Below are 21,828 nucleotides of genomic sequence, written 5' to 3'. Positions count from 1 at the left end.
ACGTCGACACCTAAGGTGGTTTGGGTCTTAAATTTCCAATCCAGAGACTTCTTGGCGGAATGTTGGACTGATCGCGAGATTCGAATTTGATCCATTGGATTGGACAAAGGATCCAATGTCATGAACCAACATCCCGATTCCGGACAACCGTCGCCGCTGGGGGCAACCGTCGTTGATGGCGGTGTCAATTTCAGTTTGTATTCTCGCGTCGCAGCAGGTGTGGAGTTGCTGTTGTTTGACCGCGAGGATGACGAAGTTCCCACGCAGGTGATTTCCTTTCATCCGGGATCCAATCGTACCTATCACTATTGGCACCGCTTTGTTCCCGGGCTGACGGCCGGCCAACTGTATGGTTTTCGTGTGCATGGCCAGGCCACGGGCATGCACGGGGCACGCCCGGATCCCGAAAAAGTTTTATTGGACCCCTATGGACGTGGCGTCGTGGTACCCAATGGCTATCGCCGTGATGCCGCGTCCAATCCCGGTGACAATTCGGCAACGGCGATGAAAAGTGTCGTCGTGGACGCGTCAGATTACGACTGGGAAGGCGACCGTCCGCTACGGCGGGCCGCCGCACAAACCATCATTTACGAAATGCACGTTCGTGGCTTCACGCGCGATCCGCGATCGGGAGTCTCTCCGTCAAAACAGGGGACCTACGCCGGGCTGATCGAAAAGATCCCCTATTTGAAAGAATTGGGCGTTACGGCGGTGGAACTGTTGCCCGTGTTTCAGTTTGATGCCCTCGACGCACCGGAGGGAAAAACAAACTATTGGGGATACGCGCCGATTTCGTTCTTCGCGCCACATGCGGCCTATAGTTCGCGCCAGGATCCACTGGGGCCGGTGTGTGAGTTCCGTGATATGGTGAAAGCACTGCACCGTGCCGGAATCGAAGTCATCTTGGACGTCGTCTACAACCATACCGCCGAAGGCAATGAACGCGGACCCACTTTGTCCTTTCGTGGGATCGATCGATCCACCTATTACATTTTACACGATGACCAATATGCGAATTACACCGGATGTGGGAATACGCTGAACGCTAATCATCCGATCGTACGCCGCATGATCGTCGACAGCCTGCGTTATTGGGTGCGTGAGATGCACGTCGACGGATTTCGATTTGACCTAGCGTCGATCCTATCACGCGATTCGGACGGGGTTCCGCTGCCGAACCCACCGGTGCTGTGGGACATTGAATCCGATCCGCAGTTGGCGGGGACAAAATTGTTGGCCGAAGCCTGGGATGCCGCCGGGTTGTATCAGGTCGGCAGCTTTGTGGGCGATGCTTGGCGTGAATGGAATGGCCGATTCCGGGATGATGTGCGAGATTTCTTTCGTTGCCAGCCGGGATCGGTTCGGCGAATCGCCGACCGCATTGTCGGCAGTCCCGAACTGTATGGTCACAAGCTGCGGGAACCGGAACAAAGCGTGAACTTCGTCACCTGCCACGATGGTTTCACTCTGAATGATTTGGTTTCCTACAACGAAAAACACAACGATGCCAACGGTGAACAGAATCGCGATGGCTGTAATGACAATCGCAGTTGGAATTGCGGATCGGAGGGGCCGACCGACGACCCGGAGATTGAACGGCTTCGGAATCGTCAAGTCAAAAACATGTTGACGGTGACCATGCTTTCGCTGGGCATTCCGATGGTCACGATGGGCGACGAAGTGCGACGGACGCAAAGGGGAAACAACAACGCGTATTGCCAAGACAATGAAATCAGTTGGTTTGACTGGTCATTGCTGGAACAGCATGCTGACATCCATCGCTTCGTTCAAGTTTTCTGTGACCAGCGGGTTCGCCGAACAACGATCCACGAACGGGAACGCGTCACCTTGGTGGATTTGCTATGTGAAGCCAACGAAACTTGGCATGGTGTGAAGCTGAATCAACCGGATTGGGGCGACTCGTCCCATTGCCTGGCGCTCCACGCACAATTACGAAACGCCAAGATTTACTTTCACCTGATCCTCAATGCGTATTGGCAACCGATGGAGTTCGAGTTGCCGTCGCTGGACGTCGGACCGTGGCGAAGGTGGATCGATACGTCGCTGGAGTCGCCTGACGACATCGTTCATCAAGACTCTGCCCCGACGGTGGCAACGAACCACTATCAGGCAGAATCACACTCGGTCGTCATGCTGATCGCCGGTGGACGTTTGTCGTGATACCATTTTCGATTCAGGTGTCCATGGGGAACTTGAACGACAAGCATGACGCCGTGGCCGCAATCCGGTTTTTGATTCGAATTGTCGTCTTTCACCTTGCGAAAGCAGCGTCACGATTCGCAGTTTTAGCACAGCAAAGAGCGACGATGCGCTGCATTGGTCCAGTGAATGTCCGGCAATTAGTCGTCAGAGGCTGATCGCATCGCGGCATTTTCAGATGACGCCTGTTGTTGTTTGGCTTTCAATGCGATTTGCATCGTGGCGATCTGTTCGGCAAAGGCGGGGCGCCCCGCCAAGTTCTCTTTCTCCAGCGGATCATTCTCTAAATCGTATAACTCTTCGCCGTCAGGCCAATACGCATAACGCCAGTGTTGATTGCGAATTGCATGGCCAACCTTCGGGCCGCGTTTGACGACGGTGTAGGCGTATTCCTTGGTGCCTTTCCGTTCCGGGTGCTTCAACAACGGACGCAAAGAATGTCCCTGTATCGATTTCGGCGGTGACAGTTGTGTCAGATCCGCGATGGTCGGATAGATATCGATCAACTCGATCATGGCCTGCGATCGAGTGCCAGGTCGAGTCAACCCTGGAGCTCGAATCAAGAACGGGACTCGCGTGCCGATATCAAACAGAGTGACCTTTCCCCACAGAAAATGGTCGCCAAGGTGATAGCCGTGATCGGAAGTGAAGATGACGATGGTGTCGTCCCAGTGTTTGGACTCTTTCAACGAATCGAAGACAATTTTCAGCTGTGAATCGATGAAGGAAACGCATGCATGATAAGCCTGCATGTACTGTCGACGCAGGTCATCGTTCTCGATACCCAATTCGAATCCAAAAGCTTCGTATCGTTTGGAAATGGCAGTGCCGGGGATGGAATCCCACAACTCTGGGCGGTCAGGCACGTAGGAGATTTCGGCGACAGGGTATCGATCGAAGTATTTGCCGGGGGCTAGGAATGGCACGTGTGGTTTTTGAATGCCACAGGCGATGAAGAATGGTTGGTCGCCGTTGGCGTTGTCGACCAACCATTGTTGGACTTGACGCACGTTCTTGCCATCTTTGTGTTGATAATCGTCCAGGCCGCTGCGGCCGTAGCCGGGTGGCGTTTGGGCGTTCAGTTTGGCGGAGACTGATTTTTGAATCTCTTTCCAAGCCTTTCGATTCGTGCGGTCCGTAATGCTGCCGTGTTCGGCTTCGAATCGGATCCTTGCATCACGTACGACGGGCAATTCATCGTTGTCGAAGCGGATGAATTCGTCCCAAGCGGTGTGGCCGTGTTCGTGTCTGGGCGAATGAAAGACTTTTCCGACGCTGGCGGTCCAGTAACCGTTCTGTTTTAAAAACTGTGGCAGCGTCGTGGTTCCAGGGCGCGTGTTTCGAATGTCTGCGGTGTTATCCAGGACACCGGTCGATTGCGGATACAGCCCGCTGAGAAAAGACGCGCGGGACGGGCCGCAGACGGGATATTGGCAATAGGCCCTTTCGAACGTCATCGCGTTATCGGCAAACGCGGCCAGGGTCGGTGTTTGAATCGGCTGATATCCGGCCGGTGAAACGTGCGTATTCAAATCGTCGCAAACGATCAGTAACACATTGGGTTTCTTGTCGTTCGCATCGTTGCCTGCGACCTCGGTCGTTGGCGGATTCGCATCAACGTTCGTCGAAGCCGGGACACTCGGATGGTCCGCTGCGTTTCCTGTGTCGGAAAACGCCATTGCCAGCGAACAACAAACGAACAGACAAAAGCAATCGCGAAGTTTCATGGTCAGACCCCGGCGGTGGCGGGCTGTTTGTTCGGGCGGACGGCGTAGCGAGCTGACGCTGCGATCAAAAGTTAAGCAGGCGTCAGATCGGACAAGGCCAACGGGATTTCTTCGAGGACATCACCGTGCTGGCCGATCAGTCGGAAAGTGACCGTCGGATCGTCGGCGGCCATGTCGAACGTGAATTCGCCGAAAGCGATGAAATCGTTTCCTTTGTCGTCGGTGCCGCTGTAACCGAACAGTTGATCGGGACAGTCTTTGACCAAGCCGGCCGGTCCGGAAACGCCGCCCAACGTGGCCGGCTCAAATTCATAGAAGGCAAACCCTGAGGGACGAGGGATTCGGAAGCCGCGGGCGCCGTGTCGATCACCGCAGACAAGCAGGACGCCACTGAGTTTTTCTTGTTCGATCAACTGGAAGATCTCTTCACGAGCCTCCGTGTCCCAACTGCCCCATGAATCCTTGGCGTTAGAAACGTAGTCGCTCCACATCGTTCCACTGCTGATGATCTTGAACGGTGCATTCGAATTTTGAAGCGTGTTTTTCAGCCAGGCTTGTTGAGCTTCGCCCAAATAAGATCCGTATCGATTGCGGCGTGAGTTTTGGCGACACGATCGGGTGTCCAGCATGATGATTTCAATCGGGCCGATGCGAGTGTTGAAATAGATGCCGTCCCGTTGGTCATTGGCCGGTGGGTTGTTCCAATTTTCATGCCATACCGACCGAACGCCATCGCGATCGGCTGCGGTGAATCGCTTGGGGACGCCGCTGAGGTCGTTGTTGAAGTAGTCGTGATCATCCCATGAGGCATACAGCGGAACTTGGGATGACAGTTCACGCCAAGCATTGGAAACGTCTCGCAGTTGATAATCGGCGCGATGCATTGCGATGTTGCCTTCGCGGTCATCCACCGCGATGTCACCAAGTAACATCATCGCATGAGGGTGACGCCCGACGATCTGTCGAAACAGGTTCAGGTTGTGAACGCCGATTTTGTGACAGCAGGATCCGAAGGCGATTCGCACCGTGTCAGTTGCATTATTCAACGGCGCGGTGGTGAAACTTCCTTCGGCGGTCATTTGATCGCCCACGCGAAGCTGGTATTCGTAACCGGTGTTGGGGGCCAATCCGGTGATGGGAATTCGCAATGCTTCGCCAGCCTGATCAACTTGGCCATCGAACGTTTTGCCGTCGATCGCGATCGAGCAAGTTTGCGTGGTCGCCGGTCGCAACCAAATGGACACGCTGTCGCTGTGGAGATCACCTAACATCGGGCCGCCCATGAGATGCAACCGATGACGCTTGGCCGCATCGACGATGGCTTGGTTTGTAAAGTCGGCGTTCGGGTTTTCAGAGAACACCTTGCGAGCGTCAAGATAGAACTGACGCCGATCGGCCGGCGGCGGCCCGTAGCTGTCAAGCAACTGGGTGTCGATGTCCAAAGTGCCTTTGTGGGCATTCTTTAGCGTGACACGTAATTGGCGATCGACGGCGTTGCCGAGAGCCAACTTGCAAGACGTCAGCAGAGAACCGAGAGCGATCAGAAAAGGTCGGCGTTTCATGGTCGTGTCCGGCGAGTGGGGTGCCGATGGAAGGAGGCCAACGGCAGGTGGGACAGGAATCGTGCGGCTGCGATCGTGTGATCAGCAGCATCATAGCTCAGCCGCTTCAGCACGGTGGGAGGTGCGAGGGTGCACGATGGTCCTGGGAATTGGCCGAAGCGCTGAAGGTACTGGTGTCCCGCTGCGGTGGAACGGTCCGGTCCGACACCGCCTAAGATTCGACGTCTTCGTCGAACACCGGATGATCCAGTCCGTGGTCCAAGTCGGCTTCGGCCGCCTGGATGCTTTTGGCGATCGCCCCCTCGCGGCGGGTCAGCCCGATGTGGAAGATCCCGTCGCCTTCGTCGATGACGCCGTTTCGCAATCGACCGATGACGACGCCGGAATGCGTGGCAAAGATGGGTGTTTTTTGGCGTCCAAGCGGATCGCCGATCTTCCCAAGAATCATGCCCTCTTCGACAAAGGCACCCAGGTTGACCGAAGGCAAAAACAGTCCACCCCGCGGTGCACGTTGCCAAGTGGTTTGTTCGCAGAAAACGGTTTTTCCACGCGTTTCGGTGCGTTTGGGTTGCGGCAACATTTGCAAATGACGCATGACCGACAGCACACCATTGATGGCCAACTGAACGGGGGCCGGTTCCAAGATGCCCGCTTCGCCGCCCTCGTACATCAGTTGCACCATGCCTTGGCGACCGAACACGTCACGAAAGGAACCCTCGCGAACCGAAGAAGCGATCGTCACGGGCGCGCAAAAAGCTTCGGCCAGTTCCTTGGCCCCCGGCACATCGTCGCTGTAGCGGATTTGGGGCAGATTGGGACGGTTGACCGCACCGGTGTGCAGATCGATGGCGTGAGTGCACTGGGTGGCGATTTCTTTGGTCAAAAGATCCGCCAAACGGGCGCCAAAGGAACCGTTCTTTGATCCGGGGAACAAACGGTTCAAATCACGTCGATCCGGCAGGTAGCGACTGCGATTGACGAAGGCCGGCAAATTGACGACCGGGATCAAAATCAAGTCGCCCGCCAAGTGACGCATGCGTCGATTCAGCAAACGCCGAATCGCTTCGGTGCCGTTGATTTCATCGCCGTGGATGGCGGCCGTGACCAGCAATCGCGGTCCCGGGTTTTCGCCGCGGCGAACGTGTACGGTCAGATCCAAGACCTGGTGGGTGACCAAATGACCCACTGGCAAGTCGATCGTTTGGCGTTGTCCCGGCATCAAACGATGGGGGCCAATGCACAGTGGTTGATCAAAGTTGTTGTTCAGCATTCAACAGGCTCGCGGCATTTCCCCAAGTCCCTTAAATTCTACCGCGGTTATCGGCGAAGCAAATCGGGCATCGGGAAAGTCGCCAAGGCCCATGGCAAAAGTGGTCCGGTTAGGTCGGATCACCATTGCTGGATTCGTGTATCAAACGTCGGCTTGGGTGATAGGTAAAGCGTAATGTTGGTCCCGATCATCGTCGGAATCGGATTGACGATCGTCACCGTCGCCATTCATGCGGTGGGGACAGGGTTTTGGATTCGAAATCTGTTCATACACCGTGACCATTTCCGCGCCCGACTTGGCTTCGTGGCGGTGTTGAATATTTTGGCTCGTACGGCGGCAACGCTGCTGGTGATGCACATCATCGAAGTCTTGGTGTGGGCAACGCTGTATTGGTGGGTACAGTCCGAGGCACTGATCAATACGTTCGAAGATGCGATGTACTTTTCCGCCGTCACATTCACGTCGCTCGGCTATGGGGATATCGTCGTACAATCCCACTGGCGTATCGCAGCCGGGATCCAGGCGATGACAGGTTTGTTGGTTTTCGGCTGGAGCACGGCACTGTTGTTTGCGGTGGTGCAGCGTTTGATCGTCATCGAAGAATTAAATCTGGAAACACTGCCCAAAGCGGCCAAGTCGGATCAGGTTCAAGGCGCATCCCGTCGGTCGGTGGAATCATCAAGCCGCAACGTCAGTGACGGCAGAGATCTTGAATCGGCCCCATAAACATCCAGGGCAAGTCGCTCGGCGGCGTTGCCATTGCAAACGGCGAATTCCACTCGCCCGCCGGACCCCCATAGGACGACCAGTTCGCCAGGCGTCGCGTCGCCGTAGGTGGCAACCGGTCGCGCCAAAATCGGCGTCGATTCTTTGGGGCAATCAATCCAAGCTTCCGTGATGGTGTGCCCGGACGGATAGTCAGCCGAGTGAATGTTGGTGATCAGATTCCCAAAGGAATCCGCGTACAGCACTTTCCCGCGGATTTCGGTTGATCCCGCTGGTGCGTCGGATCGGTGTTCCGGTTTGGGAAGGGGGAAGCGAACGGGATCGATGCGACGTTCGCCCAGTTCGGACAACGGAATTCCGCCGGCGATCGCGGCGGCAGCCGGGGCCATCAAATCGCGGCCGTGAAACGTATTGGAGACATTCCGCACCGTTCGCATCGCGGTTTCATCCAAGTGCCACGCGTCGACAATGTTCAGCAAACTGAACAAACCGTTATCGGGGCCAACGATGAAGTGTTGGTCGTTGATCCCCGATTGGTTGGGGCATTCGAACCTGCCGACCAAGATTTTGCGGGATGTTCCCACCCCCGGGTCGATGACGGCCAAATGAACCGAACCGCTGGGGAACCAAGGCAACGTGTCGGCCAACCAAATCGCGGCGGCCGTCGTGTTTTGCGGTGGAACATCGTGGGTGATGTCCACCAGGACGCTGTCAGGCGAACGCCGTAGCAAGACGGCTTTCATCTGGGCGACGTAGCCGGTGGTGGATCCAAAGTCGGTGGTAAGCGTGATGATCGCCAAAGGTCGGCTCCTGCATGAACCTGCGAAATCGGTATGCTTGGCATCGCCACGCGGGACCATTTCGAATCATCCAGCCCGCGACGACACGTGACAGACTTTCTCGCATTCCATCTGCTTCGACAAGACACGCACGATGCCCACCGCTTTGACCATTGCCGCACACCACGACGACATCGAATTTCTGATGGCTGGAACGATGATTCTGCTGAAGCAGCGTGGTTGGGACTTGCATTACATGGACATCGCCGATGGGTGCCGGGGATCGACCGTGACCGGTCGCGAGGAAACGGCACGCATCCGTTTGAACGAAGCACGCCAAGCTGCCGAATCGCTGGGCGCGGTCTTTCACCCGCCGATTTGCCCGGACATGGAAATCCACTATCGCACCGATTTGTTGCAAAAGGTCGCTGCCGTTGTCCGCCAAGTTCAGCCGAGCGTGATTTTGACACATTCGCCGTGCGACTATATGGAAGACCACGAGAATGCGTGTCGTCTGGCCGTCGGCGCGGCATTCGCACACGGTATGCCGAACCTGGAAAGTGATCCTCCGGTGGGCACCTACGACGATCCCGTCACGGTTTATCACGCTCAGCCGGTTGGCAATCGCCAGCCGACCGGCGAATTGGTGGTGCCGCATTTCTATGTGAATATCAGTGACGTCATCGACCAGAAGCAGCAGGCTTTGGCCTGTCATGAAAGTCAAAAGGTCTGGCTGGACCAGTCCCAAGGCATGGACAGTTACCTACAAACCATGCGAGATGGTTCCGCAGAGGTCGGTCGGATGAGCGGTCAGTATTCCTTTGCCGAAGGCTGGCGTCGGCGTGAACACTGGGGGGTCTGTGGCCGCGATGACGACCCGTTGCGAGACGCCTTGGCGGACGTGATCGTCCCGGGCAAACCACGCGGCGAGGTCGAAAAGGGCTAGGATGTGGAATCCCACCGGCACTGGCCTGCTTTTTTTTTTATTGATAACGTCGCGATCGGTCCGAACGCGGCGACAGGTGCCGGGGCCCCCGCGAAAGTCTTGCCCTCCCCTGCCTCAGTGAGATGTTGTGATGTTTTTTTGTCGACGTTTGGCTGACCGACGCGTGATCGGTTGGGTCGGTTTTTGGATCATGGGTCTGGCCTTTGCCGTCGATGTATGCGGCGAGGATTCCAACAGAACCAATGTCGTGTTGGTCATGGCCGACGACATGGGATGGGCACAGACGGGGTACTATCAGCATCCGATCTTGAAGACGCCACATCTGGATGAAATGAGCCGGCATTCGATTCGCTTCGATCGGTTCTATGCCGGCGCACCGGTTTGTTCGCCGACTCGCGCGAGCGTATTGACCGGACGCAACAACGATCGTACCGGTACCCTGAGTCATGGATATCCGTTGCGACGCCAGGAGGTCACGATCGCACAGTTGTTGAAGAAGTCCGGATACACAACAGGCCACTTTGGGAAATGGCACTTGAATGGTTTGCGGGGCCCCGGTGTTCCCGTGTTGCATACCGATTCACATCATCCCGGTCACTTCGGTTTTGACCAATGGATTTCTGTAACGAACTTTTTTGATCGTGACCCGATCATGAGCCATCGCGGCAGCTTCGTTGAATACGAGGGGGATTCGTCAGAAATTGTTGTCGATCAAGCTCTGGAGTTCATTGATCGCCAAGCAAAAAGTGACCAACCATTCTTGGCGGTGATCTGGTATGGGACGCCGCACAGCCCCTTCCGTGCCGATGAAGCGGACATGGAAGGTTTTGATGATTTGGATGAAGCCTCGAAAAATCACTATGGCGAATTGGTGGCAATGGATCGCAGTATCGGCACCCTGCGTCAGGGTTTGCGCGACGCGGGGGTCGCGGACGAAACGATCCTGTGGTTCTGCAGTGACAACGGGGGTTTGCCCAAAATCACGCCGTCGTCGACCGGACCCCTGCGCGGCAACAAAGGCACGATCTATGAGGGCGGTTTACTGGTCCCGGCATTGTTGGAATGGCCCAATCGCGTTGACCAGCCGCATACTTTGATGACGCGAAGCGGGACGTTCGACATCCTGCCCACGATCTTGGATGCATTGGGAATGCAAGACAGCCAGCCTGATCGCCCCATGGATGGGATCAGCCTGATGCCGATGATTGAGGCGGCGGTTGCGGGCGAACCGATTCCAGCACGAACGAAACCGCTGAACTTTCGTCATTCCGGTCGTTTGGCTGTGATCGACGGCGACTTGAAATTACTGACGACTGACATTCGCAAGGGCAATTTTGAACTGTACGATTTGGCGAATGATCTTTCTGAAACCAATGACTTGTTTGATTCGCGACCCGATGACGCCAAGCGTTTGATGGAAAAACTGATCCAGTGGAATCAGTCGGTCCAGGATAGCATCGCGGGAATGGATTATCCCGAAGGGCGTTTGTTGCCGGGAGATCCGCCGTCGCGATTCTGGAATGAAACGCCTGAGTATCAGCCGTACATCGATCAGTGGCGACAGCGGCCCGAGTACGGTGATTGGCTGGCCAAGCGTCGGTCGTCGAAATAGGCGAGCAGATGATCGCCCAGCGGCATGATCGACGCTGACGTGGACGGTCCGCGTTTGCGTGATTGAACCGAATGCAAACTAGCGGAACCGTAACAGACCATTGAGCCAACGGTAACATCGACCGGCCAATGAGATCGGTGCCGCATCAATTTTGGCACGAACCGTCGCGCCGGTGACCATGCGAATCGACGGCTGGTCCAACACGACACTGACCAGATACGACGTGGATCTGGGATCGGTCCGACGTGCGGCATCGGGATCGTCACGCCGTTCGGCATGCTCGTTTGCGTTCCATCGTTGTCGAGCGATGTGTACCACTTCTCCAGACATCCATTGGTCGGGGGCGGCATTCATGATCAGGCGGACTCGATTGCCGATCTTCAGACGGTGCATGTCTGATTGTTGGGCAATCAAATTGGCGTTCCAGCGATTGCCCACCGCGATGCTGATCAATTCGGTGCCCGCTTCTAATGTGCAGCCCGCGTTTTCAGGTAACGTCGGGTCGCCCTGCCACCCCGTCAAACGAACCTTATCGGTCGCCTGAACGCGTCGAGGCGGTTCTAGTACGACACCGGCGAAGTCGGATCGAATGGTTAACGCTTCGAATCGTTGATCGGCTCGCGCCTTTTGGTCGATAAGGTCGGCCAGCAAGGCTTCGGCGGCCGGCAATTGGTTGGCAGCGACGGGGTTGCTGACGCTCGAGTCTTTCAAGGCTTGCACCACGGCTTGTTGGGACTCAAACCGTCCGGATGCCATGACTTGTTGCAACTTGGTCTCTTCATTGGACAGTGTCGCGATCACTTGGCCTTGTTCGATCGAATCACCAGGACGGACGGACAGCGATTCCAGGTCGCCGGTCGTTGACACAAACACGCGGGCTTCCTGCGCCGGTGCGATGCGACCGGTCGCCGTTACGCGGGATGAATAGGGAATCAATGCAGCGATACCCAGGGCCGCTGTCGCCACGACGCTGATCCACAGTCGGTGCATTTTGATCTGGTGCCGCTGTTGAGGGTTTTGAAGGAAACGTAGGGGGCCACGCAACATTGTTGAAAGCATCATGGCTGCTGCGAAAGCGCAAAGGGTTTTGCCCAGCGATTCCAACCCATAGGGACGCAACGCGTATGCGACGAACCATAAGATGACCAACGTCAATGTCCATCGGTAAACAAACGCCGCGATGGCATAGACGGCCAACACGGTCCGGTATCGCCACGTTTCCATCGAAGGCTGGGGATCGCGTACGCCAAGCAATAGGTTGGACGCCAGGGACGAAAGCCAACGATTGGCTTGCTGCGACAGATTGGGGATGTCCAATAGATCCGAAAGGACATAGTAGCCGTCGTAACGCAGCAACGGATTGGCATTGAAGACGACGGTGCTGATGCCGCAAACCAACATCACATTCATGGCCACGTAGTGGACCAAGCCTGGGCCGGACAAAAACCATATCCATGCGGCCAATGACGCCAAGATGACTTCGACCGCCATGCCGGCCAGGCCGATCGAAGCTCGCGCGAATCGATTGGGTAACATCCACGAATCGGTGGTGTCACAGTACAACGCCGGTGTGAACACCAACAGCATGGGGCCGATCTGGTGACATTCGCCGCCGAAATGTTTGCAAACCAGCGCGTGCCCCAATTCGTGTGCGACTTTTGTTAACCCGATCACGGCCATCAATGTCACGACGGCATCCAGTTGAAGCCAGCGATGCATGTCCGGAAATTCTGCGGCGAATCGTGATGCCGAAATCAGCATGACGATTCCGGCGGAAACGACCAATCCAATCCACAAGGCCAGGCATGCGGGCTGTAACAGTGGCCGCACCCATGGATAAACACGACGCAACAGCGGCTCGGGATCGACGCCGGGAAAACGAATGAACAGCAGGCTGCTGAAACGCTGTTTCCATTGATCGGTTTGGTGCTTTCGCCGTTTTTGCAGCAGTTGATCGGCCTGTCCGGCAGCCTGGCTGATCAACAATCCGCTCTGGTAGAAACGAAACAGCAGCCGATTCAATTCGGGTTCGCTCACCCGTCGTGGCGCAAAGCGTTTCTCGTAGCGTTTGCGAAGTTCCGTCAGATCGGAAACGTCTTGCAGTTGCGATAGCACGAAATATTCGTCCGGTCGCATGCGATGGTATTGCAGCGAAACCGGATCCTTGGCGACGAACGCCGATTCGTGGGCGTGCGTCGTCTGGACGAATTGCAGGTCGGGACGACAGCGGACGTGAATGCGTTGCGACATTCTTTTGGTCACGCCGAAAGGTGAAATAAGATGTGTCGATGCACAAAGTCGATCACGTCGCTGAACCAACTGGTCAACAACCGGCGGCGATCACATTGGATCTTGGCAGTGACATCGGCACCGATCATTGCCGCGTCATTGTTCCAAGGGGCGAAACCGGATGCCTGGGCGGTGATGTCCGCATAGGCGTCGATGACGTATCGGCCCTGCGGATCCAGTCGTGTGGCGGTCGCCGTGGATTGCAAAGTGCCGGCAAAACTGAGTTCCGGTTCTGTCGCAATGGCGAATCGAAGTGGCAGTGTCGTGGAATCTTGCATCGATTCCAGCACAGGGCCCGCGTCGGAATCGACGATCGACAAGGTCAGTTCCCACGGTCCCTGGTCGTCGACGATACGCAACAACGCATCGCCGCGATTGACGGGGCGGTCGATCAAACGCTGGCGGATCTGCCAGGCGTCGACGCGGCCGTCGATTGGGCTGGTGACCACCAAGTCGGATTGTTGCTTTTGCAACAGATCCAACTGTGATTTCAGTCCGGTCAATTCACTGGACAGCTGGCTTTCTTCCAACGCCCAACGCGCTTGGGATGCGGTATCGGCCGACGGATCCAAACGCATCGCCTGTAGGGAAGCCAAACGTTGGCTGGCGGTTTGGATACGGCCGGCCAAATCTTCAACCTGGCTTTCCAAATCGGCGTTTTCCAACCGGATCAGCGGAACACCGGCCGACACCGTATCGCCATCAGCGACCAAGATTTCTTTGACGATGCCGTCGATCCCCGCAAAGACTTGCTGGCGAATCTTGGGTTCGGCGTGTCCCGACGCGGTGACCGTGTGGTCGACGCGGACCAGCCAAGCTGCGGCCAGAAGAGCGAACAGAATGACGAACGCCGCCAGCCAAGCGGCGCGACCGATCGATCCCGTTACACGGCCGATTGCCTTGCGTGTTCGCAGGCCGAAAACGCTTTGGTGTTCGTCGCTGTTGCGCAGTGCTAACGCGGCTTCGTCGGCGACCTCGTGGATCGAGGGGCCAATCGTCGCGTCGGGACGTCCTTCGAACGACTCCAACAGCAAAATGCCCAGCAGTCGCCCGTCACCCGACAAAACGTTTTGGGTTTGTGGCATGGTCAGGTCGTCGTCGTCATCGCCGGTGCAATCCGACGACAGCGTTGGGGCATGAATCGGCAACATCGCACAGGTGGTGACACCCGTTTGGTCCATGTAATCGTCCAGCGGCGTTTGAATTTGTGGCGGCAATTCGTCGGCGTCCGGCAAAATGACCGGACGGTTCAACACGGCGGCGGCTTTGGCCAGACGCTCGGCGGACGCTACGCTGTTGCTGCGTCGATCCACCACCGCCACGCTGCTGATCGCGGAAACCACCATTTTGCGACCACGAGGACGCAGTAAGGTGACTCGATCCCACTGCAGTAAACGACGTGCTTCATTGACGATGCGATAGCAAGTCGCATTCATGTCCAGGTCGCGGTGCAACGACCGCAACGCTTGGCGTGCAGCTTCGGTCGACAAATTTGTCGTCGACTGTTTCGAAAGCATTTGGTCACCGGACAAGGCAAGTGACTGACCAGTCTCCGGTGCATCGATATGTGCGTTGCCTTGGAAATGCCGCAGCCAGGTTCGGCTGGCGGATGCGTACTGCGAAAGACGGCGAAGCAGGTCGACTTGCGTGCGCGGTCCGACCGTGGGTGACATCAGCGGCGCGACGATCAGCACGGCGGTTCGATGAGGATCACGATCAATTTCCACATGGTATCCGCGAGTGAGGGAACCTGGATCGTGGGTGGGGACGGAGCAACCGACGGCAGCCGAGCTGGCGGATTGCAAAAGGCTGCGGATCGCATCACGGTCGATCACGGCGGATGTGGACGGATCGCTGACCAGCATTACCGGCGCGGACCACTGGTGCCAATGCACGGCGACGATGCCGCCATTGAATGCCTGTTGAAGATCCGTCGCCAAACGCCGAAGAAAGGTTTCTGCGTCGTTGCTGTTTGACGCCAAGGCGGCGACGCGAGAATCGATCGATCCGAATTCCGCTTGTTCGCCCGTGCCAGGCTGCGTGACATCACGAAACGGTGCGTCGGAATCGGCCTTGCCGTGCGAGGTGGCCGAGTCGTTGGATGATGACGATGATTCGGCGTTCACAGGTGTGGGCTCGGTAACGAATGGAACGTGCGGCTTCGCGATCGGAGTTCGCCCGCGTGAACCGACGGACCGTTCATCCGGTAACGGTCAGATATTCCGTTCAATGGTCGAACGGAATCGATCCCCTGCAGGACGATCGGGGCCACCAAATCGGTCCAGTCAACGATAATCCAACCGGTGCGAAATCCAGTCGGCCGAGCGAATCGGCTGGCACGCGGCATGGAATCGACGCTCGCGGCGAACAGACACGCCGGTCGTCACGATTCTATCGACTGGCCGGTGCACGTACACAAGATGGGGGGCGTCGGAGAGAGGCGTCGCGACGGGGCCGCCCAGACAGAGATGCGGCATAACACCAGTGTCGGCCGTCCTATGCGTCGACGGCGTGTTGTTTCAGTTCGTCCAGATTGGCGAATTCGAGTGCTGAAATGTGCGTTGATTCCAAGACGACGGCAGGTGCCATGCCGGCATCGAAGGCTTCCTTCCACCGCGCGGCGCACAAACACCAGCGATCGCCGGGCTGCAGACCGGGGAAATCAAACATCGGATTCGGGGTGGTCAGATCGTTTCCACGCTGGCGACTGAATTCCAAGAATTCCGCGGTGACTTGAGAACAAACGACGTGCAGGCCCGTGTCTTGGCCGCCGGTGTTGCAACAACCATCGCGGTAAAAACCGGTCATCGGATCGGTGCTGCAGGTTTGAAGTTCGCCCCCCAGTACGTTCTTGGCCTTTGCCATCATCACGTTCCAAATCCAAGGATTGCCATGTCACCGCAGCCCCATCGCCATTGGGGCCCGCCTCGGCGTCATTGTAGGCCGATGGGAAACAGCCTAGCGTCGTCTTGAGCCCGTCGCGACGGGGGCCCCCATTAGCGAGAAATCGCACCGGATCCGGAATTTGATTTTGGATGATCGGGGCTATTCCGGTGGGCCGTCAATGTTCAGCGCGTGCGCCGATCAAATCTTGATAAAGACACGGCGTCGATAAAGCCAAAGTAGCATGCCGAAGATGATCAAAAGTGTGATCGCACCCGATACGGTGCTGATCGACGCGGGGCCGAACCATGCGAATGAATCACGGCCCAAGTGGCAAAACAGCACATCGCGAATCGGTTCAACGATCGTCCAGCTGAACACGTATGCCAGGATGCTGTTCGCACCAATGACGACAAACGGAAAACTCCATGACTGCCATTGGTGCTGATCACAGATCCAGTGCAGCAGGGCCAGCCACAGGAAACAAACCGCACCGCTGACCAGTGTCCATGACGGCGTCCAGATTCGTTTGACGATCGGGCAAAGATCCGTCCACCCCAAGAACCAACCCAAGACAAAGCAGATGGATGCCGCAAGAAGCAGTCGTCTCATGCGTCCGCCGAACGAACGGATGTCGCGGAACCAACGTCCGGCAAAGATCCCCAACAACATCGTGCCCAGCGTCGGGATGAACGAAATGGTGCAGTAACCTCCGCCGTTGCAAACAAACGGTTCTTCGCGAGGAAACAAGTTCATCCACCAGACTTCCAGCCGCCAACTGGGGTTGCTGTTTTTGTTCCAGCGTGATGCAAAACCATCGTGGTGATGGGGCCAGTCCTGGGGCACGCCGACCGCGGCATAATCAAAGTCATCCGGTGGCGGGGCCGACGCCGCGTACCACGTCCAGAAACCGATCAGGACAACCGCCAATGCGATCACATTCCAACGTGGCGACAGCAAGCAAATCACAAAAGCGATCGGGTACCCCAATCCGATCTGGGTCAGCGTGTCGTCGAAGCGAAATTGAGTGGAATCGTGACCAAGGGAACGCAGGCCGATGCCCAGCAGCACCAAGACCGCGGCGCGCCACAGGGCGTGTAAAAACAACTTGGTGTCACTGCTGCCGCGACGACGTCGACTGGCAATGGAAAATGGCAACGCGACACCGACCAGGAAGGTGAATCCCGGCTGGATCATGTCATGCAACGACCCGCCTTCCCAAGCGATGTGGGACGTATGAAAGCTGATCCATTGACAAATCGTGCTGTCGGGAAAGTGATCACCCAATTGATCCAGGTGCATCATTTCCGCCAGCATCAAAAACATCACCATGCCGCGGAACACGTCGATGCTGACCACTCGTCCCGTTTTCGTCGCGGTCAGCGCCGGTTCATTCGGAACATCACCGCGGGAATCGTCAGAAGGGGTGTTCATCGCCGGGGTTCCGGATCGCGGTGTGTGGCATCGGGGCGGTCACTTTGGGAATGGAGGCCGGCCAGCCGATGACGCATCACGTTGTCGGCGGCATCGCTGGCTGCAATAGCGGACTTGTTCCCACTGGCTGCGCCATTTTTTACGCCATACGAACGTTCGGCCACAAACCGGGCAAACTTTTTGTGGCAGCGTTCGTTTGCGATCTCGATTCTTTGGCATCGGGTCTTCTGCGTCGGGCGACGTTTGGCGATCGGGGAACCCATGGATGCAAGAAGATCATGGGGATTGCGTCGCCGCAAAAGGGGCGTGATTCCGGACGGCGCCCCAAGCCTTGGGAAACGGCCGGTGACAGGACACGCATTGGCCCGAGCGCCCTAGACCTTTTCCGCGGTTTCCCCGACGACAGCTTCGCTCGTGACCGGTGCTTTGCGTCGTGGTACGACGGAACCGTCGGTTCGTTGTTGCGGCGGAACGACCACACCACAACTGACAATGAACTGTATGGCCTCGTCGATCGTCAGATCCAAATCGATGGCTTCGCTGCGTCGCACCGTCACGATGAATCCCGTCATCGGCATCGGGCTGGTTGGCATCAGAACGCTTAGCGTCGGTTCGCCACACGCTTCGGTGATCTCCAACATGCTGCCACCGGTGACGAAGCCGATCGACCAAATGCCTTCGCGTGGATATTGAATTGCCACGACGCGGTTGAATTCAATCTCGCGATCATCAAAGGCAAAGTCGGTGATTTGCTTCACACTGCCGTAGACCTTGTTGACGATCGGGATCCGCAGGATGGCCGCGTCGAAACTGGCCACGAACCATCGCCCGACTCCGCCGGCGAAGACGCGTCCCAGGAAATAAAGCACCGTCAGGAATACGATCAAAAACACCGGCACCACGATCGAACGTGGCATGTACGTCAGTTCGACATAACGGTGCCAATAAGCCGACGCACTGGCGGGGCCCGGTGTGAACGGGCCGAAGTAATCGGCGTTGTCGTCCACTTTGTTGACGACGTAGTCCGGCAGGAAACGGAAACCGTTTGGGCCCGGGACATAGTTGGTGCCTTCGTAAAAGAACCCGTCCAGACGGCGGCCCGATTCGGTGGATGCCTGAGCGCCTTCGGGGATATCTGCCAACGTGTCGTTGACGTACCAAACGATGGCGTGACGGATACCGCTTTCGACGGGGCGAAGCACGTAGCTTTCGATCGCGTTCCAAGCCCAGATCAACACGACGATCGTCAACAGTGGCGGAAGCACCACACCGAGGCCGCGCAGGATGGCGCGTCGGATCGTGCCACCGCGCGATTCGGCGCGCGACGAAGCCACGCGGATCGCGTCGGCCATATCATCGGCTTGCGGCGAATCGGAATCGGAAGGTGTTGGAACGTCGCTCATGAAAGTGGTTTCAGTCGCTTTGAGTCGATGGTCGGCTCGTGGTTGGTTTCGGGACCGACAAGATCTGATGAGCCTGTGCTTGTCCGGCCAACGCGTTGGGGCCGGTTGGGGTGAGTGGTGCGTTCGTCGCCACCCCGGACGTGTTTCGGGAACGCATCAGCCGTGCCAGTCTACGAGTCATTGGCGAATTGCCCGTGCAATGACGCCCACGCTGACCCTATCGGCACCAGCTAACTTCAGGACACGTGCCACTTCATTGGTCGTCGCCCCCGACGTCATCACGTCGTCGACGATCATGACGTGCCCACCCTTGATTCGGCCAGACGGTGCCCGGCCGAAACGGTCCGTTGGAAGATAGCTTTTTTTAACGACAAAGGCATCGCGGACGTTGGAAATTCGCTGACGATCCCCCAGCCACGCTTGTTTCGCGATCGGTCGCCGCGCCCGCAAGATTGATACAAACGGACGATCCAACTTGTTCGCTACAGTGACCGCCAAGGTTTCGGCCGAACAACCACCACGCGACAACCGGCGTGTCCAGTACGACGGCACATAGGTCACCACGTCGGGCAACGGATCCATGTCGCCGCGATGATCCCGGAGAATCTCCGACGCCAAGTGTCCCGCCGCGGCGACGGCGATCGCCGCATGGCGGCCATATTTTGAAGCGACGACCATGCCCCGAACCGCTTCTTCGTAGGACCAAAGCGCATGGGTGCGGTCGATTCGCCAGCCTTTGCCGGGGCCTGACGCATCACCACCACACGCGGTGCAGCGACCGGTTTTGGCGGCTGATGCCCCGCCGGGCACTCCGCACCACCGGCATCCCAACCGCATTTTTGGACGTGAAACGGCCAAACGGGTCAGACAATCCTGGCAAAAGTCGCCGCCACCCAGGGTTTGTCGGCTGCACAAGACACAGGTCGGCGGCAGAACTAAATCCACCCATCCGGTTGAAGTCGCGCTGATGGTTGACCGCTGGTCCGTCATCGGTGTGGGGTACTTGAGTGGGAAAAGTCGGCCGCGGCGTGGTTCGTCGGGCGGCCGTCACCTACGTTGCGAACCGAATCGGCGCGAATGAACGTGGTACGAATCGCGAATGTCCGCCGGGGCAAAAAGAAAATTCCTGGAAAAACGAAAAACAGGTTTTTATCCGCGAACCTTCCCTTGCCCTGGGCGTCCTTACGACCGATCCCTGAGATTGGGTGGCGGCTGGATCCGCTTTTCGCTGGTCCCCGTTGCTCCCCAGGAGTATCCTTTTTTGCGACGGTTGATGTTGTTTGCCACACCGCGGTTAATCCGTTGGCGTGGTGGAATCGTATCCTGACCGTCGCCTGGGTTGGAGCCACCGGCTCTGCCCAACCCATCAACTTCATCGTTTTTTTGTTTTGCTGCCGCACCCAAAACAAAGGGTGCCGGGAGGTTTGAAATGCGTTTGGAACAAGCCGCCGCCGTCGTCGTTCGCGTCTTTGCAGTTGTCGAAGTACGCACGAATCGCGTCATGGGTGCGTTTGCCGCCGCATTGCAGACCGCCACCCGTTTGATTCGCAGTTATCTGCGTGACGGGATTGATTGGCAGTGGCTGTTCTCATCCAGATCACATCGACACCTATCGGGTTCGATGTCGTCAGGTCTGGATGTCTTGTCGGATCGCATGCACCCGCGTTGTCCGGGCCGGCCCATTTTGGTGCCGGTGACAACGCAGGGCTCGATCGGCACAGGGCGATTGAAACCGACGCTTGGCAAACGCTGCGGCTGATGTCGATCGCCGGCCTTGGTCGTGCGGAAAACCCTCGCACGTCACGGCTGACACGACACATCCAACGTTTTGACCGTCGCTGAAATCGCCTTCCGATCCGGCACCGCTGTGTTGGTCCATCGGCCGTGATGCTTCGCACTGAAACGAAGCCGTCATCGGACGTTTGGATTCTCACAACGCACTGCATTCGGTCGGCATGGTCATCGCGGTCAACCAAGCAATCGGTTTGACGCCTTTGGACATCGGTTCCCTTGTCAGGTCCGCCCGAATTCGGCCGTGACCATCGACGAAACACCGTTTTGCCAAAGTCGTCTTGATCGACCCCCGCCGCCAGGCCGGCCACCACGACAACGCAATTTCGCACCACTTTCGGATCCCACCGATCGCCAAGTCGCGAAGTTCAACGAAGCCAAACACAACCAGCAAAACACCCCACCGCGACGGCAGCGAAGAAAGCCGTCGCCCACCGAATCCGCCCCTTTTGGATTCACGTCGATCGTCACCGGCGGCCAGCAGAACGCTGGCCCAGACGAATCGGCTGACAAGGCGGATCGGGAAAAGGAAATCAACGATGAATGCAATCGATGAACAGCCAATGTCTCCGGCCCAGCTTCGCCAATGCAGCGTGGCTGAACTGGTGAAGTCGGCCCAGGATGGAAATCGCGAAGCCTTTGGCGAACTGTTCGAACGTTACCGTGGCGGAATCGTTGCGTTGGCGATGCGAAAAGTCCGTGACGGCGACGAGGCCGAAGAATTGGCCCAAGACGTCTTCATGCAGGCGATGCAGAAGATCAATCAATTGCGTGTTCCGGAAGCTTTCGGCGGGTGGTTGCGTCAGATCTTGCACCGCATGGCGATCAACCGCATCACGCGTCATCGCGGCGCGGTCGTTTGTGATCCCGAGACTTTGGAAGCAACGTGTGCAGCCGACGCAACGCCCGAAACCTTCGCCCAGGATCGTGAAGAGGCCGCCGCAGTTCGCAGCGGTATCGGACGATTGAACGAGATGGATCGGGACACGCTGAACGCGTTTTACCTGAACGGGCAAACCTTGGTCGAAATGAGCGATGCGTTTGCCGCGCCGGTCGGAACGATCAAGCGACGTCTGCACGTGGCGCGGAAGCGATTGGCCAAGGAGATTGATGTGATGCAAGCCGTTTGATCCGCTGACCGTTGGATCTGTTTCTGTCAGTCGCTCCTGCACCAAATTTCGTGACG

Annotated in this window: 17 protein-coding genes; 6 read left to right on the top strand and 11 right to left on the bottom strand. The window is 57.2% G+C overall.

Annotation, left to right across the window (positions count from 1 at the left end; all coding sequences use genetic code 11):
• Positions 1-120: 120 nt before the first annotated feature.
• Entirely contained in the window at positions 121-2,181 is a 2,061-nt protein-coding gene (glgX, locus tag Mal65_RS17875) for a glycogen debranching protein GlgX (protein ID WP_145300605.1), read from the top strand.
• 179 nt (positions 2,182-2,360) lie between these two features.
• Here the strand turns inward: glgX and Mal65_RS17870 are convergent, their stop codons facing one another.
• The 3 genes from Mal65_RS17870 to Mal65_RS17860 form a co-directional block, all read right to left on the bottom strand.
• Positions 2,361-3,947, bottom strand: a complete 1,587-nt coding sequence (locus tag Mal65_RS17870) for a sulfatase (RefSeq protein WP_145300602.1) — start codon at positions 3,945-3,947, stop codon at positions 2,361-2,363.
• A gap of 71 nt (positions 3,948-4,018) precedes the next feature.
• Complete coding sequence (locus tag Mal65_RS17865) at positions 4,019-5,509, bottom strand: alkaline phosphatase D family protein (RefSeq protein WP_196784264.1); 1,491 nt, start codon at positions 5,507-5,509, stop codon at positions 4,019-4,021.
• 211 nt (positions 5,510-5,720) lie between these two features.
• Positions 5,721-6,779, bottom strand: coding sequence for a succinylglutamate desuccinylase/aspartoacylase family protein (locus Mal65_RS17860; RefSeq protein WP_145300599.1), 1,059 nt, complete (start codon positions 6,777-6,779; stop codon positions 5,721-5,723).
• A gap of 174 nt (positions 6,780-6,953) precedes the next feature.
• Here Mal65_RS17860 and Mal65_RS17855 point away from each other — a divergent pair, with 174 nt between their 5' ends.
• Positions 6,954-7,505 carry a potassium channel family protein gene (locus tag Mal65_RS17855; protein WP_145300596.1) on the top strand — a complete coding sequence of 184 codons (552 nt, stop codon included), beginning with the start codon at positions 6,954-6,956 and terminating at the stop codon, positions 7,503-7,505.
• Here the strand turns inward: Mal65_RS17855 and Mal65_RS17850 are convergent.
• On the bottom strand, positions 7,427-8,305 hold the full coding sequence (locus tag Mal65_RS17850; RefSeq protein WP_165701359.1) for an SAM hydrolase/SAM-dependent halogenase family protein: 879 nt from the start codon (positions 8,303-8,305) through the stop codon (positions 7,427-7,429). The two genes, Mal65_RS17855 and Mal65_RS17850, sit on opposite strands and share 79 nt — an antisense overlap.
• Positions 8,306-8,438: 133 nt before the next feature.
• Here Mal65_RS17850 and Mal65_RS17845 point away from each other — a divergent pair, with 133 nt between their 5' ends.
• On the top strand, positions 8,439-9,230 hold the full coding sequence (locus Mal65_RS17845; RefSeq protein WP_145300589.1) for a PIG-L deacetylase family protein: 792 nt from the start codon (positions 8,439-8,441) through the stop codon (positions 9,228-9,230).
• A gap of 130 nt (positions 9,231-9,360) precedes the next feature.
• Positions 9,361-10,842: a sulfatase-like hydrolase/transferase gene (locus Mal65_RS17840; RefSeq protein WP_196784263.1), complete on the top strand. Its 1,482-nt coding sequence runs from the start codon at positions 9,361-9,363 to the stop codon at positions 10,840-10,842.
• Between the two features lie 78 nt (positions 10,843-10,920).
• Here Mal65_RS17840 and Mal65_RS17835 read toward each other — a convergent pair whose 3' ends face one another.
• The 7 genes from Mal65_RS17835 to Mal65_RS17805 all read right to left on the bottom strand — a co-directional run bounded on the left by Mal65_RS17835 (position 10,921) and on the right by Mal65_RS17805 (position 19,841).
• Entirely contained in the window at positions 10,921-13,092 is a 2,172-nt protein-coding gene (locus tag Mal65_RS17835) for a biotin/lipoyl-binding protein (RefSeq protein ID WP_145300587.1), read from the bottom strand.
• A gap of 8 nt (positions 13,093-13,100) precedes the next feature.
• A complete protein-coding gene (locus Mal65_RS17830) occupies positions 13,101-15,257 on the bottom strand; it encodes a GAF domain-containing protein (RefSeq protein WP_145300583.1) in 2,157 nt (718 codons plus the stop codon).
• A gap of 370 nt (positions 15,258-15,627) precedes the next feature.
• On the bottom strand, positions 15,628-15,996 hold the full coding sequence (locus Mal65_RS17825; protein ID WP_165701572.1) for a DUF2237 family protein: 369 nt from the start codon (positions 15,994-15,996) through the stop codon (positions 15,628-15,630).
• Between the two features lie 219 nt (positions 15,997-16,215).
• Positions 16,216-17,448 carry an acyltransferase family protein gene (locus Mal65_RS17820; protein WP_196784262.1) on the bottom strand — a complete coding sequence of 411 codons (1,233 nt, stop codon included), beginning with the start codon at positions 17,446-17,448 and terminating at the stop codon, positions 16,216-16,218.
• A gap of 39 nt (positions 17,449-17,487) precedes the next feature.
• Positions 17,488-17,667: a DUF2256 domain-containing protein gene (locus tag Mal65_RS17815; RefSeq protein ID WP_145300580.1), complete on the bottom strand. Its 180-nt coding sequence runs from the start codon at positions 17,665-17,667 to the stop codon at positions 17,488-17,490.
• 155 nt (positions 17,668-17,822) lie between these two features.
• Positions 17,823-18,800, bottom strand: coding sequence for a DUF502 domain-containing protein (locus tag Mal65_RS17810; RefSeq protein ID WP_390621869.1), 978 nt, complete (start codon positions 18,798-18,800; stop codon positions 17,823-17,825).
• Between the two features lie 228 nt (positions 18,801-19,028).
• On the bottom strand, positions 19,029-19,841 hold the full coding sequence (locus tag Mal65_RS17805) for a double zinc ribbon domain-containing protein (protein WP_145300574.1): 813 nt from the start codon (positions 19,839-19,841) through the stop codon (positions 19,029-19,031).
• A 439-nt stretch (positions 19,842-20,280) separates the two neighbouring features.
• Between Mal65_RS17805 and Mal65_RS17800 the strand changes: the two genes are divergently transcribed.
• Positions 20,281-20,610 carry a hypothetical protein gene (locus Mal65_RS17800; RefSeq protein ID WP_145300571.1) on the top strand — a complete coding sequence of 110 codons (330 nt, stop codon included), beginning with the start codon at positions 20,281-20,283 and terminating at the stop codon, positions 20,608-20,610.
• A 571-nt stretch (positions 20,611-21,181) separates the two neighbouring features.
• Positions 21,182-21,772, top strand: a complete 591-nt coding sequence (locus Mal65_RS17795; RefSeq protein WP_145300568.1) for an RNA polymerase sigma factor — start codon at positions 21,182-21,184, stop codon at positions 21,770-21,772.
• Positions 21,773-21,828 lie beyond the last annotated feature (56 nt).

This window comes from Crateriforma conspicua, assembly GCF_007752935.1.
Classification (GTDB): domain Bacteria; phylum Planctomycetota; class Planctomycetia; order Pirellulales; family Pirellulaceae; genus Crateriforma; species Crateriforma conspicua.
This window is presented reverse-complemented; position numbering and strand designations above follow the sequence as displayed.

What these genes read in the sequence shown, in the direction of transcription:
- Mal65_RS17815 (WP_145300580.1), bottom strand. Translation starts at nt 17,667, where the DNA reads ATGCCAAAGAATCGAGATCGCAAACGAACGCTGCCACAAAAAGTTTGC.
- Mal65_RS17860 (WP_145300599.1), bottom strand. Translation starts at nt 6,779, where the DNA reads ATGCTGAACAACAACTTTGATCAACCACTGTGCATTGGCCCCCATCGT.
- Mal65_RS17865 (WP_196784264.1), bottom strand. Translation starts at nt 5,509, where the DNA reads ATGAAACGCCGACCTTTTCTGATCGCTCTCGGTTCTCTGCTGACGTCT.
- glgX (WP_145300605.1), top strand. Translation starts at nt 121, where the DNA reads ATGAACCAACATCCCGATTCCGGACAACCGTCGCCGCTGGGGGCAACC.
- Mal65_RS17795 (WP_145300568.1), top strand. Translation starts at nt 21,182, where the DNA reads ATGAATGCAATCGATGAACAGCCAATGTCTCCGGCCCAGCTTCGCCAA.
- Mal65_RS17820 (WP_196784262.1), bottom strand. Translation starts at nt 17,448, where the DNA reads ATGAACACCCCTTCTGACGATTCCCGCGGTGATGTTCCGAATGAACCG.
- Mal65_RS17805 (WP_145300574.1), bottom strand. Translation starts at nt 19,841, where the DNA reads ATGACGGACCAGCGGTCAACCATCAGCGCGACTTCAACCGGATGGGTG.
- Mal65_RS17810 (WP_390621869.1), bottom strand. Translation starts at nt 18,800, where the DNA reads ATGGCCGACGCGATCCGCGTGGCTTCGTCGCGCGCCGAATCGCGCGGT.
- Mal65_RS17855 (WP_145300596.1), top strand. Translation starts at nt 6,954, where the DNA reads ATGTTGGTCCCGATCATCGTCGGAATCGGATTGACGATCGTCACCGTC.
- Mal65_RS17825 (WP_165701572.1), bottom strand. Translation starts at nt 15,996, where the DNA reads ATGGCAAAGGCCAAGAACGTACTGGGGGGCGAACTTCAAACCTGCAGC.
- Mal65_RS17870 (WP_145300602.1), bottom strand. Translation starts at nt 3,947, where the DNA reads ATGAAACTTCGCGATTGCTTTTGTCTGTTCGTTTGTTGTTCGCTGGCA.
- Mal65_RS17835 (WP_145300587.1), bottom strand. Translation starts at nt 13,092, where the DNA reads ATGTCGCAACGCATTCACGTCCGCTGTCGTCCCGACCTGCAATTCGTC.
- Mal65_RS17800 (WP_145300571.1), top strand. Translation starts at nt 20,281, where the DNA reads ATGCGTTTGGAACAAGCCGCCGCCGTCGTCGTTCGCGTCTTTGCAGTT.
- Mal65_RS17840 (WP_196784263.1), top strand. Translation starts at nt 9,361, where the DNA reads ATGTTTTTTTGTCGACGTTTGGCTGACCGACGCGTGATCGGTTGGGTC.
- Mal65_RS17845 (WP_145300589.1), top strand. Translation starts at nt 8,439, where the DNA reads ATGCCCACCGCTTTGACCATTGCCGCACACCACGACGACATCGAATTT.